We start from the raw sequence: 13,496 nt of genomic DNA on the forward strand, positions 1-13,496 counted from the left end.
TCTAAAATCTACAATCTAATCACGTATGAAAAAGTATCCTATTTATAGTGTTCAGAATTTTAGCTGTAATGATGTTCATCGCGATTTTTACGTCAATACTTTTGCAGAACATTTAAAAAGCCACAGTTTTGTCGAAGAACCACATCGACACGATTCGTATTTAATGGTTTTTTTTACAAATGGTTCCGGATTGCACGAGGTTGATTTTGATCAATTTGAAATAAAAAGAGGAAGTTTATTCGTTCTCCAGCCCGGTCAAATGCATCATTGGAGTTTATCCGAAGATATTCAAGGCTTTGTGGTTATTTTTTCGCAGGAACTTTATAATTTATATTTCGGTCAAAAAAAGATAAAGGATTATAATTTTTATCATTCCATTCACAATCGGCCGGAAATGGTTTTTGAAGAAACAGAAATGCTTAAAATACAGCTTTATTTTGATTTATTAATTCAGGAAAACAATCAAGAAAACAATCAGGAAAACAAATTGCAATTAGATAAATTGCTGAATTTATTAGATTGCATTCATATTGAAATTTCCAGAAAATATAGTGAAACTTATTCACATCAGGCACATTCATATAATATTAAAATTAATATGTTTGAAAGGCTTTTGGAACAATATTTCAGACAAGAAAAGCTGCCTTCTTTTTATGCAGAAAAATTAAATATCACCCTAAAACATTTAAACAGAATCTGTAATGAAATCCTTCAGAAAACAGCAACCGAAGTAATTACAGATCGCGTTATTCTCGAAATCAAACGAATGTTAATCGATAAACAATTGTCTATAAACGAAATTGCATTTGCTGTTGGCTACGAAGATTACTCGTATTTCTCGAGATTTTTCAAAAAACAAACAGGAATGTCTCCAACTGAATTTAGAAATACAGTGCGATAATTTTTTTCCGCCACGAATTCACGAATTTTTATAGCGCAAAGTTTGGAAAAATATAATTCGTGAATTCGTGGCGATTTTTCCTTTATTTCAAAAAGAAAAAACCCTGCACTTTCTAAAAAGTACAGGGTTTTTAACCAACCAAATTAAAACCTATTTATTACAAGATTAAGCTTGTTTTACAAATTGTAATTCAATGTTTAAACGAACTTCTTCTCCAACCAAAACTCCCCCGGTTTCTAGAGCAGAGTTCCAGTTTAAACCCCAATCTTTACGATTAATTTTTCCTTCAATGCTTAAACCTACTTTTGTATTTCCCCAAGGATCAGTCATGATTCCGCTAAAATCTACAGGAAAAGTCACTGATTTAGAAATACCTTTGATGTTTAGGTCTCCAGTAATTTCATAATCTCCATCATCAATTTTTTTGAATGAAGAAGCTTTGAAAGTTAATTTTGGATTGTTTTCAGCATCAAAGAAATCAGCGCTTCTTAAGTGACCGTCTCTGTCTGCATTTGCAGTATCGATAGAAGCAATATCGCCTGAAAATTCGATTGCTGCATTTTCAAAATCATTTCCTTCTGTAGTGATTGAAGCATCGTAAGTTCCAAATTTTCCTGAAACATTTGTAAACATCATGTGTTTAACTTTAAAACCAATTTCTGAGTGAGTTGGGTCAATTGACCATTTTGTAGTTGCCATAATTTTTATTTTTTTAAATATTAATTTCATTTTGATAGGACAAAGTTACTTCGGGTGTCTTCATTAAGCACTTAACCTAGATTAAGAAATAAATAACGAAGTGTTTTTGAATCCAATTTGTTTTGTTTATTGTTTGAAAGAAGTCCTGAATTAATAGTTCATCGGAATATCCATTAATAAAAATTCAGCATCAGTGTTTGCTTTTATATTCAAAACATCAGTTCCTGAAATACCAATGGCATCACGAGTGTTTAATTCCTGACCGTTAATAGTTACATTTCCTTTTAAGATGAAAGCGTAAACTCCGTTTCCTTCTTTTTTGATTGTGTATTCAGTAGATACACCTGAGTCAAAATTACCCATATTAAACCAGGCATCCTGGTGAATCCATACTCCTTCATCATCTGCATTTGGAGATAAAATCTGAGATAATTTATTGTGTCTGTCAGCAACATCCAAAGTTATTTGTTGGTAACGTGGTGTTACATTTCTTTTATTTGGGAACAACCAGATTTGCAACAATTTAGTTTGCTGATCTTCATTTGGGTTAAACTCACTGTGCTGCACACCAGTTCCCGCACTCATAACCTGAATATCGCCGTTTTTGATGATTTCAGTATTTCCCATACTGTCTTTGTGTGCTAAATCACCTTCAAGCGGTATTGTAATAATTTCCATATTATCGTGAGGATGCGTACCAAAACCCATTCCGCCCGCAATTGTATCATCGTTCAAAACACGAAGTGCACCAAACTGAATTCTATCTGGATTGTACCAGCTTGCGAAACTAAAACTGTGATAAGCGTTTAACCATCCGTGATTTGCATTTCCTCTTGTTTCTGCTTTATGTAATACTATATTTTCCATGATGTGTATGTTTTGTATTTTTATAGTACAAAGATACTATCAAGGTCAATGAAGAGCACTTAATGTAGATTAAGAAAGTTTTTTGAAGGTTCTGAGTTTCTAAGGCACTAAGATTCTAAGGTTTTTTATCTTGATCGAAAATATGATAGAAACAAGAGAAGTCCCAGAGGGACAGAATATTTATAGGAATTATTGAAATACATCACCAAAGCTCCAGCGGAGCGATATATTTTATTTAGCACTAATATTTCGCTCCGCTGGAGCTTTGGTATTGGATTGTATATTTAGCTATAAATATGATGCTCCGAAGGAGCTTTAGCGATGTTGCGTAAAAATCTAAAATCTAAAATCTACAATCTACAATCTACAATCTACAATCTACAATCTACAATCTACAATCATAATTAGCTATACTGAGAAATAAACTGCTGAACAACCAAATCCGTATTTTCATGACGCTTTTTCTTCTCCAATGCAATTGGCGGCGCGACGCGTTCAAGACAGTTTTTTACATCGCAGGTTTCGCAGGTTACGCCTACAATTCTTTTTACAAGTGGTTTTCCTTCAATGAACTTGAATTTCTTTTTCATTGTCGGATTGATTAAAATTCCAACAGAAATACTGCGAATATTATCTTTTATAAAAGGATCTTTTGTGGCCGATGAAAAAACCAGATATTCATTTCCGCTATGTACATAACTCGAAATTTGAGCGTCAAAAAAATGAGGTTTGTTTTGTTTGATCGCCTCGTCTATGGTTTTTACCGAAACCCATCTTCTGCAATAATGCTCGTTGGTTTCATTGGCGTGCGGTTCCTGCTGATTCGTTATGTGTAATTCTTTTTTGATTTGATAAAAATCAGAACCAATTTTATGCGACATTCTTAAAAAGAATAAGTTCTTCAGATGAAAATCTTTCGGCAATAAATTGGTTAATCTTTGATAAAAAGACTCGGGAGAAACTTCAAAACTTTCGATCAAAGCAACGAATTCTTCCGGATTTGGTTTTTCGTTTAAAAGAAAATCATTGATTGTATTAACTACCAATTGTCTTGGTAATAATAAAGCTCCGGCAAAATAAGAAGCATAAAAATTATGCAAAACCTGATCAAAATTATCAAATTTAATCCAGCTGAAAGTCAGTAGTCTATCTGATATTTTTAGGTAATTATAGGCTATTTCTTTGGCTAAAATAAAGGCTTTCTGTGGATGATCAATTTCTGTTGAAAGCAATAACGTTTTGCTTTTTGGAACATAAATAGAACGTAAATCCTCTAAAGCTTCCTGATCTGTAAAAGCAATTTCTTCTATAGTATATTCGTATTCTTCTTTAAGAATCGCTTCTAATTCTTCAATCGTAATTTTCGAATCTAGGTTAATTTGAAAGGATTTCGAAAAAGCAATTACCTTTTCCTCTAAATCTTCAAAATAATTGCTGTGCGCTTCCTGATATGAACGTAACGCAGCCAGGAAAAAACTTTCTCTGCTTAAATTATAATGCTGTGCAATTTCGATAATTGTACTAATAAAAGCATTGACTTTGGCCGGAGCATTGGCGATAATATCAATTAAATCAGCTTCCTGAATGCCAAAAAGTTCTAGTGGAATCTCTTTTAAAATTCCGGATTTTAAGATCTCGCCAATAGGAGCGAGGTTGTTATCGAGTTTTAAGGATATCATTTGATCGTATGAAACGTCAAGATGTTTACAAAGCAGTAAGATTTTATCTGTTTTTGGATATTTTTTTCCCTTTTCAATTTCGTTTAAATACGATTTTGAAAGATTTGTCAATTTGGCTAAGCCAAAAAGGGAAAGATTTTTTTGAGTTCGAACCTGTTTCAGTTTGAGCCCAAATATCAGCTTTATATAGTCTTTTTCGATATCCATGATTCAAATATAGCTATTTAAAAAATAATCGCCAAAATATTATTTTTAATATTTAGCGAACGTTCGCTTGTTTTGTAAAAAACTTTTTTATAATATTGTGGTGTAGAAATTATTAGATATCAGATTGTTATAATTAAAATGTTTTTACAAGAGATACAAATTGAGTAACAATTTTGATTTTACTAATAAAAATAAAATCCACAGCTATGAAAAACCAATTAGAAATTACCGAAACGGCAATGGAATTTTTAGCCGAAAAAAAGTTTTCTTATCCAACAATTTGGACAGAAGAAGCAATTGTTTTTATAACAGAATTGCATCGAAAATTTGAAGCGCAACGCAAATTATTGTTATTACAACGTGACCAAAAACAAGTCGCTTTAAATCTGGGTATTATGCCTTCTTTTCCTTCAGATACCAAAACCGTCAGAGAAAGTAATTGGGTGGCTGGAGAAATTCCGAAGGATTTGTTGGACAGAAGAGTAGAAATTACCGGTCCGGTTGATCGTAAAATGATTATCAACGCGCTGAATTCGGGAGCAAAGACTTTTATGGCTGATTTTGAAGATAGTACTTCGCCAACCTGGCAAAATTTGATGGAAGGTCAAATGAATTTAATTGATGCTGTCAATAAAACGATTTCTTATACAGATTCGGTTAAAAATAAATCTTATCAGTTAAATGAAAAAATCGCAACGCTGATCGTTCGTCCAAGAGGATTGCATTTGCCTGAAAAGCATCTTTTAATTGATGGAAAAGAAGTTTCGGGTTCTTTGGTAGATTTTGGGCTTTATGTTTTTCATAATCATAAAAAATTATTGGAGAACAATTCCGGACCGTATTTCTATATTCCAAAATTGGAACATTATCTGGAAGCACGCTGGTGGAATAACGTAATTGATTTTACCGAAAATCATTTAAGACTGAAAAGAGGAACTATAAAAGTGACGGTTTTAATTGAAACGATAACAGCCAGTTTTCAATTAGATGAAATTATCTACGAATTGAAAGAACATATTGTTGGCTTGAATTGCGGTCGTTGGGATTATATTTTCTCTTACATAAAGAAATTCGGTAAGAACCCAAAATTCATTGTTCCGGATCGCGATCAGGTAAACATGACTTCGCCTTTTATGAATGCGTATTCAAATCTGGTAATCCAGAGATGTCACAAACGTGGAATTCACGCAATTGGCGGAATGGCAGCTCAAATTCCGATTAAAAATGATGAAGAAGCGAATGCCATCGCTTTCGCAAAAGTAAAAACAGATAAAGAACGCGAGGTAAAAAATGGTCACGACGGAACCTGGGTGGCGCATCCGGATTTAGTTTCTTTAGCAAAATCAGTTTTTGATGCCGGAATGCCAACTCCGAATCAAATTCATATTAAAAGAGAATATCGAAAAATTACGGAAGAAGATTTGCTGGAACCGCCAATCGGGATCATTACAGAAAACGGTGTTCGAAAAAATATCAATGTAGGTGTTTTGTATTTGGCTTCATGGCTGAGCGGTCAAGGTGCAGCGGCTTTGCATAACTTGATGGAAGACGCAGCAACTGCAGAAATTTCGAGATCGCAATTATGGCAATGGCTTCAGAATAAAGTGACTTTAGATAATGGCAAAATTTTAAATCTTGCTTATTATCACGAATTGGCTTTAGATGAATATCAGAAAATTAAATCGGAACTGGGAGAAGAAAATTACGAAAAACGTCAATTTCCTTTAGCCGAAAAAGTATTGGAAAGATTAGTTGTAAATACTGATTTTGTTGACTTTTTGACGATTCCGTGTTACAAATACCTTTAGATAATTAAAAATTTGGAATTAAAAATTAAAAATCTGTACTATCTGCTAAATCTGCGTAAAAAAAATATTTTTAATTTTTAATTCTCAATTTTTAATTTGAATGAAATGCTTTACTAACCAACTTAACTATATTATTTATGAAAACAACAGAAGACAGAATTCAGGAATTGATTAACGATTGGATTACGAACCCGAGATGGAAAGGCGTTGAGCGTCCTTATACCGCTACAGAAGTAGTGACGCTTCAGGGTTCTTATCAAATTGAGCATTCTATTGCCAAAATGGGAGCGCAAAAATTATGGAAAAAGTTAAAAAGTCAGGATTATGTAGCTGGGTTGGGCGCATTGACAGGAAATCAGGCGATTCAGGAAGTCGATGCAGGCTTGGAAGCCATTTATTTAAGTGGCTGGCAAGTGGCTGCCGATGCGAATTTGGCGGGAGAAATGTATCCGGATCAATCGCTTTATCCGGTAAATAGTGTGCCGATTGTAGTGAAAAAAATAAACAATGCCTTATTGAGAGCTGATCAGATTCAGGTTGTAAATGAGGTTAAAGATAAAAAAGATTACCTGGTTCCAATTGTGGCCGACGCCGAAGCTGGTTTTGGCGGAAATCTGAATGCTTTCGAATTGATGAAATCAATGATTGAAGCCGGAGCATCTGGAGTTCATTTTGAAGATCAATTAAGTTCTGCTAAAAAATGCGGGCATTTAGGAGGGAAAGTTTTAGTTCCGACGCAGGAAGCCATTAATAAACTGATTGCGGCACGTTTAGCTTCGGATGTTATGGGAGTTTCTACGCTTATTGTAGCGCGAACAGACGCTGATGCGGCTAATTTATTAACCAGCGATGCCGACCCAAGAGATGCTAAATTTATTACGGGTGAAAAAACAAACGAAGGTTTCTTTTATGTAAAAAACGGAATAGATCAGGGAATTGCAAGAGGCTTAAGCTACGCTCCTTATGCCGATTTGATTTGGATGGAAACCAGTAATCCAGATTTGGTTTATGCTAAAAAGTTTGCCGATGCAATGCGAAAAGAATTTCCAGATAAAATGTTGGCATATAATTGTTCGCCTTCATTTAATTGGGCTGCAAAATTATCAGTTGCAGAAATGGAAACTTTTAGAGAAGATTTGGCTGCAATGGGATATAAATTCCAGTTCATTACTTTGGCGGGATTTCATGCTTTAAACACGAGTATGTTCGAATTGTCTAAAGCGTACAAAGAGCGCGGAATGGCAGGATATTCTGAATTGCAGGAACGCGAATTTGCTTTGCAGAAAAACGGATTCAGAGCTGTAAAACACCAGGCTTTTGTGGGAACTTCTTATTTTGATGCGGTTCAAAACACCGTAACAATTGGAAAATCAACAACAACAGCAATGAAGCATTCTACGGAGGTTGAGCAATTTTAATTCAATAAAAACCAGTTCATTTGAACTGGTTTTTATTTTTTTTACCATTAAGATATTAAGAAAATTAAGTTTTAGGTTTAATTAAGAATATTAAGCTTTTCTCTTAATGAAACTTAATATATCTTAATGGTGAAATTATTTTTATTTTTTCAAAAGCCTGGCTTTCATTTTGCTGAAAAATTCGGGAGTTACACCAATGAAAGAAGCAATTTGTTTTTGGGGAACTTTGTGAACCAATGTTCCGTATTTGGTACAAAACTTTTCAAACCTTTCTTCGGCTGGTAAACTTAAGTTGTCCATTAATCTTTGCTGATTGGCAACTAATGAGTTTTCAATTAAAATCCTGAAAAAACGTTCCAGTTTTGGAATCTCCAGATACAATTGTTCCTGATTTTCCTTGGATAAAGAAACTACTTCAGCTTCTTCTAAAACTTCAATAAATAGCTGTCCTGGTTTTTGCGAAAAAAAGCTGTACATATCGCTCATCCACCAGCCTTCGCAGGCAAATGATAAAACATGTTCAACAATATTGTCATTAATATTGAAACTTCTTAAAATCCCTGAATTTACAAAATACGAATGTTTGCAGATTTCGCCGGCATTCAATAAGATAGTTTTAGGTTTGTAAATGTTTGTTTCTAATTTGGATAAAAAAAGTGCTTGTTCCTCTGCTGTTAGAGAAACATGCTTGGCAATGTTTTCAAGAATCAACTCCATTATTTTTCTTTTATCAAAGTGAATGAAGTTGCTTTAAAACGGTTTTTTTCGATTGTTCCCGTTACAGAAGCTTTTCTAATAGCATTACAAAATCCGTCTTCAGCATGTGCGTCGCCGTGATCGTGAATTGTTGTTCCGTCAACAAAATATGTTTTTCCGTCAATTCGTACGGCTAAATCACAACTTTTGCCTTTCATTCCAAATTGGCATTCACCACAAGAGGCTTCAACAATTTGAGGTTTATCAATTACTTTTTTATTCTGTGCCTGAATTGAAATTCCGATAAACAGGAAAATCATGAATAGTATTTTTTTCATTTTTTAAGAATTTACAGTGATTAATGTTGCTGTTTTTTTGGCTCTTTCTATGATTTCTTCGATTGGAGTTGCTAATGAATCGTTGCTTAAAACAACTCCCATTCTTCGGTACGGTCTTGAAGTTGGTTTACCAAAAATCCTGAAATCAGTTTTAGGCAATGCCGCTACTTTTTCAATTCCGGTAAAAGTTGGATTTGCAGAATCTTCTGAAGCTAAAATTACAGCGCTTGCTCCGGCTTTTTCTAATGTAATTTCGAAAATAGGCAAACTTAAAATTGCACGTAAATGCAATTCAAATTCATTGAAGTTTTGAGTTCCCGCCAAAGTTACCATTCCCGTATCGTGTGGACGAGGGGAAAGTTCTGAGAAATAAACGCCTTCATTGGTTAAGAAAAATTCAACGCCAAAAAGCCCTGCTCCACCAAGTGCTTCGGTAATTTTTTCAGCCATATCCTGCGCTTCGTACAGGTCTTTTTCTGAAACTAAAGCAGGCTGCCAGCTTTCCTGATAATCGCCGCGTTCTTGTCGGTGACCAATTGGAGCACAAAACAAAGTTGGATTATTATTTTGCGTAATTGTTAAAAGCGTGATTTCAGAATGAAAATTAACAAAAGCTTCTACAATGACTTCAATAACATCTCCACGTGAACCTGCAACGGCATATTGCCATGCTTTTTCGATATCACTTTCGGTTTTAATTGTCGATTGTCCTTTTCCTGAAGAAGACATTAGGGGTTTTACCACACACGGTATCCCAACTTCCTGAACGGCTTTTTGTAATTCTTTTGCCGAAGCTGCGTATTGATATTTGGCTGTTTTTAGACCTAATTCTTTTGCTGCCAAATCACGAATGGCTTTACGATTCATGGTAAAGTTGGCCGCTTTCGCTGAAGGAACAACAGTAATACCTTGTTTTTCGTAATCGTAAAAACGTTCTGTGCGAATGGCTTCTATCTCTGGAACTATAAAATCTGGTTTGTGTTTGGCTACAATTCGGTCAAGAGCTTCGCCGTCTAGCATGTTGATGACTTCGAAACCGTGTGCAACCTGCATTGCAGGAGCATTTTCGTAACTATCAACTGCAATTATGGTTTGACCGATTCGTTGTGCGGCAATGACAAATTCTTTGCCTAATTCACCTGAACCGAGGAGTAGTATTTTCATAGGGGGAAGGTTTGAATTTTGGAGTAGTAAAAGTAGGGAAAAATGTTTTTAACCGCAAAGTTCGCAAAGGATTACGCAGAGAACGCGAAGTTTTTGTTTTTAAGATAAAAAAGTTCGCAAAGGATTTCTCACGCAGATTTTGCAGATCTGGCGGATTTAGTTTTTTGAAAATAAGTAGTTTGAATTGCCTCCAGCTTTAGCTGGAGGAATAATGTTGAATAGTCAGGGCTTTAGCCAAATACTCGGTTTTGGTTAAAGCCAACCTGGAGCTTCATTTTTTTTTGAAATGAATTTTCTTTTTTTTACGATTTGCGTGAGGGATAGAAGTGGAAAGCCCACAGCCTGACGAAGGAAGTGCGAGGACTTGCAGCGGATAGCCCGACCCGGAGGGACACGCCCAAAATAAAAAACCGATACTTAATTAAGTATCGGTTTGTATTTTAATGAAAATGATCTTCTTCGATTTCAAATTCGGCGTCTTTTTCCCAGATTTCCATTTCACAAGGTTTGCAGTTGAATTTTAGTTTGTATTCAAGCTCGCCTTGTTTTAAAACTAATGGTTCTTTTACTTTAACACCCATGATGTCTTTTTGGTGTATTGGGCATTTTTTTAATTCGTATTTAATGCAATATTTAGTTGTCATAACACGAGATTTTCCCGGATCCCATTGTAATTCGAATGCTTTTTCGATTTCGGTTACGCCGTGACGTTCGTAGAATTTACGAGCCGTTTTGTTCGAAACGTTGTACATGAAATCCAATTTGGTTTCAGGATAAGGATGCGACGTTTTTACCAATTGGTGTTCTTCGCGTTTGTAGTTCTTTAAACGAATTTCGGTTAACTGATCGTAAACAGTTCTTCTCATTTCGTTGATTTTTGAAATAGGAAGGAACCAGTTTTGAGAAAACATTACATTAATTTCATTAGCTGTATAAGGTGTAAAACCTGTTTTTGCCAATTGCGTTTTGATGTTTTCTTCGATTGATTCGCCCGTTTTAGTCTGCTCTTTTGAATGTTCTAAATTTACGGTGCTTACGTTTCCGTCTTCGTCGGTTGCGATTAATTCGAAGCCGGTTTCATTTTCTGTAAGCAATAAAGTTGTGCTGATTTTTCGAACAGCACTATCTTCTCTTTCTACAATTTTGATGAAAGCAGCATCGTTATTTCGGTAAATAAAAGTTCCGTCTTTTATTTCTTTTAAAACGTTTGGATATATTTTTCCGTTTTCGGCTTTGTTGACATAAATTCCGTCGGCTTCGTTATTTTCGTTGATGAAACAAAGTCCGTCACCGTTGTTTAAAAATTCACCGTTTTCGATTTCGTAAGCGTTTCCAATAGTTCGGATTAATTTTCCAATATATTGTCCTTTTGATTTTGGGCTTTCCCAAGATCCGATACTATGATTTCTATCGTTTACAAAATAGTCAGTATAACCGCGGTTGAAAGTTCTGCTTAGAGAAGAATCGAAAGTATAGGTACAGGTTCCTGATGAAGCTTTCATGTATTTATCGCTTCCTTCGCCTTCTAAGAAACTGTCTAGTTTTTGACGTAAAAACGATACATTGTTTTTTACATAAACAACATCTTTTAATCTTCCTTCGATTTTAAAAGAAACGATTCCGGCTTCGATCAAATTCGGAATCTGATCTGAAATGTCTAAATCTTTTATCGAAAGTAAGTGACTGTTTTTGATTAAAGTTTCTCCATTTCCATCTATTAAGTTATAAGGCAAACGACAGTTTTGAGCGCAAGAACCACGGTTGGCGCTGCGTTCTCCGTTCGCCACACTCATATAGCAGTTTCCACTAAACGAAACACATAAAGCTCCGGTTACGAAAAACTCTAGTTCAACATCTGCCTCGTCGTATATTGTTTTAATTTGATGCAGATTTAATTCGCGGGCCAAAACCACACGTTTGATTCCCGCATCTTTAAGGAATTTAATTTTATCTGCGTCACGATTGTTGGCTTGTGTACTGGCATGAAGTACGATAGGAGGTAACTCCATTTCCATAATCGCCATGTCCTGAATAATCAGGGCATCAACACCAATTTCGTATAATTCCCAGATCATTTGGCGACATGTTTCTAGTTCGTTGTCGTACAAAATGGTATTCATTACCACAAAAACCTGAGCGTTAAATAAGTGTGCATATTGTACCAATGCGGCAATATCTTCGATAGAATTGTTGGCATTTGAGCGCGCGCCAAATTGCGGTGCACCAATATAAACTGCATCGGCGCCACTATTGATGGCGGCCATTCCTCCAATTAAATCTTTAGCAGGAGCTAATATTTCAATTTTCTTCTTCATTTTTAGAACTTTAGGCTTTTGTGGTATTCACGGAAAAAAGTTTGCAAAGTTCTTATAAATATTCCAAGTTTACTAATGCTGAAAGGACTTTTTTTGAAATAGTTAGGTAATATGGAATGATTGTATTTTGATTTAGTAAAAAAGGTAATTGATTATTTTAAAGTAGTAGAAAAATAATTTAATACAGAATCAATTTTATTTAAAATTAATTTGAAACGTTCTTCTGCTGATTCATAGAATAAATTACCTAAAAAGGCTTCTTGAAATTTTGAATTTTCTTTTATCAATTTTAGATTTTTAATAATATAGCTTTTAACTTCTTCGTCCTTTTCGTTTATTAATAAATTTTCCCAATCTTTTCTATTGTCCAAAATATAAGTAATGTCTTCTATATCGTGACTAAATCGGGGATCATTACCACCTCGATCTTCGTATGCAGTAAATTTACTTGCTAAAAAATAATTGAAGGGCATAATTTGAATTGTGTTTTGTTCAATTTTAATTCCCTCCATATTTTCAAATCCTTTTATAAACCATTTATTTGCTGGTGCCCATGAAATTGGGTTTGTATTCATAACATCGACTAATATGTCTTCAAATTTAAATCTGCAAATTACATCTAATTCTGCGGATTGTAAAAATCCTTTAGAAGCCAATCTTTCTCTTATATCTTCAAGCTCATTAATGGTTGCTACACTTACACTGATGTCTATATCTTTAGTTGGTCTTACATCTTCGGCAGCTTCATCATTAATGTATAAACTTACAGTTGCTCCTCCTACAAAAATGACTTCATTGTTTAATTCACCTAAAGCGTTAGAAATCTTATTGATAATTTGTTTATTTATAATTGTATTTTTCATTACGAAATTCTTTGTTTTAATTCTTCCACCGCAATATTAAATTCTCTTTTATTGCCTAACCTTATTGCATCAACCAATGATAATAATTCATGTAGATTAGGATCTTTAATGCAGGCTTTAGGAACATTAGGATGTAAAGGTTCTATAGAAAAACCTCTGCTGTTTCCTTCCGAATAAGGCCAAACATAAATTTCTTCGCTTAAAATTATATTTGATAATGGTAATGAACTATGTGAGGTTTTAATGCCTCTGACCAAGGGACCTGGCTTTTGAGGAAAAACATATTTTAATCCAAAAACAAGAAAATCCAATAAGGAAGATTTCATAATTCTCTTTTTATTGCTCGAAATTAAGCCACTAAGCACACTTCTATTTAGTGATTCGCTAATTTCACTTAAGCTAATATACAGATCATAACCTAAATCTTTCATCAGCCAATTTTCGTGACCATAGCTAATTATTTTTAATAATATAACTATATCATGAGGTCGCATTCCATTATGTTTTTTCATAATCATATTTTTAATTCGCGATTCGCGAT

12 protein-coding genes are annotated in these 13,496 nt (G+C 34.4%); 3 read left to right on the forward strand and 9 right to left on the reverse strand.

What is annotated here, in order from left to right; translation table 11 throughout:
- Window positions 1–25: 25 nt before the first annotated feature.
- Entirely contained in the window at window positions 26–901 is an 876-nt protein-coding gene (locus tag BUE22_RS17270; protein WP_073396958.1) for an AraC family transcriptional regulator, read from the forward strand.
- Window positions 902–1,066: 165 nt separating this feature from the next.
- On the opposite strand, the gene BUE22_RS17275 is transcribed toward BUE22_RS17270, so the two are convergent.
- The 3 genes from BUE22_RS17275 to BUE22_RS17285 all read right to left on the reverse strand — a co-directional run bounded on the left by BUE22_RS17275 (window position 1,067) and on the right by BUE22_RS17285 (window position 4,353).
- Window positions 1,067–1,600 (reverse strand): YceI family protein, encoded by a 534-nt coding sequence (locus tag BUE22_RS17275; RefSeq protein ID WP_073397347.1) that lies wholly within the window; start codon window positions 1,598–1,600, stop codon window positions 1,067–1,069.
- A gap of 150 nt (window positions 1,601–1,750) precedes the next feature.
- Entirely contained in the window at window positions 1,751–2,467 is a 717-nt protein-coding gene (locus BUE22_RS17280) for a pirin family protein (protein ID WP_073396961.1), read from the reverse strand.
- A 404-nt stretch (window positions 2,468–2,871) separates the two neighbouring features.
- Window positions 2,872–4,353: a helix-turn-helix domain-containing protein gene (locus BUE22_RS17285; protein WP_073396964.1), complete on the reverse strand. Its 1,482-nt coding sequence runs from the start codon at window positions 4,351–4,353 to the stop codon at window positions 2,872–2,874.
- A 206-nt stretch (window positions 4,354–4,559) separates the two neighbouring features.
- On the opposite strand from BUE22_RS17285, the gene aceB reads away from it, so the two are divergent.
- Together aceB and aceA are read left to right on the forward strand one after the other, a co-directional pair.
- Window positions 4,560–6,161 carry a malate synthase A gene (gene aceB / locus BUE22_RS17290; RefSeq protein WP_073396967.1) on the forward strand — a complete coding sequence of 534 codons (1,602 nt, stop codon included), beginning with the start codon at window positions 4,560–4,562 and terminating at the stop codon, window positions 6,159–6,161.
- A gap of 137 nt (window positions 6,162–6,298) precedes the next feature.
- Window positions 6,299–7,579, forward strand: a complete 1,281-nt coding sequence (aceA, locus tag BUE22_RS17295; RefSeq protein ID WP_073396970.1) for an isocitrate lyase — start codon at window positions 6,299–6,301, stop codon at window positions 7,577–7,579.
- Between the two features lie 141 nt (window positions 7,580–7,720).
- Here the strand turns inward: aceA and BUE22_RS17300 are convergent, their stop codons facing one another.
- The 6 genes from BUE22_RS17300 to BUE22_RS17325 all read right to left on the reverse strand — a co-directional run bounded on the left by BUE22_RS17300 (window position 7,721) and on the right by BUE22_RS17325 (window position 13,467).
- Complete coding sequence (locus tag BUE22_RS17300; RefSeq protein ID WP_042565721.1) at window positions 7,721–8,296, reverse strand: Crp/Fnr family transcriptional regulator; 576 nt, start codon at window positions 8,294–8,296, stop codon at window positions 7,721–7,723.
- Complete coding sequence (locus BUE22_RS17305) at window positions 8,296–8,613, reverse strand: DUF6370 family protein (protein ID WP_073396973.1); 318 nt, start codon at window positions 8,611–8,613, stop codon at window positions 8,296–8,298. Before BUE22_RS17305 ends, BUE22_RS17300 begins: the two co-directional genes overlap by 1 nt.
- Window positions 8,614–8,616: 3 nt before the next feature.
- Window positions 8,617–9,777 (reverse strand): formate-dependent phosphoribosylglycinamide formyltransferase, encoded by a 1,161-nt coding sequence (purT, locus tag BUE22_RS17310; RefSeq protein WP_073396976.1) that lies wholly within the window; start codon window positions 9,775–9,777, stop codon window positions 8,617–8,619.
- 440 nt (window positions 9,778–10,217) lie between these two features.
- A complete protein-coding gene (locus tag BUE22_RS17315; protein WP_073396979.1) occupies window positions 10,218–12,092 on the reverse strand; it encodes a peptidase U32 family protein in 1,875 nt (624 codons plus the stop codon).
- 152 nt (window positions 12,093–12,244) lie between these two features.
- Window positions 12,245–12,955: a nucleotidyl transferase AbiEii/AbiGii toxin family protein gene (locus BUE22_RS17320; protein WP_073396981.1), complete on the reverse strand. Its 711-nt coding sequence runs from the start codon at window positions 12,953–12,955 to the stop codon at window positions 12,245–12,247.
- Window positions 12,955–13,467, reverse strand: a complete 513-nt coding sequence (locus BUE22_RS17325; RefSeq protein ID WP_073397349.1) for a hypothetical protein — start codon at window positions 13,465–13,467, stop codon at window positions 12,955–12,957. Before BUE22_RS17325 ends, BUE22_RS17320 begins: the two co-directional genes overlap by 1 nt.
- Window positions 13,468–13,496: the final 29 nt, after the last annotated feature.

This window comes from Flavobacterium pectinovorum (assembly GCF_900142715.1).
Classification (GTDB): domain Bacteria; phylum Bacteroidota; class Bacteroidia; order Flavobacteriales; family Flavobacteriaceae; genus Flavobacterium; species Flavobacterium pectinovorum.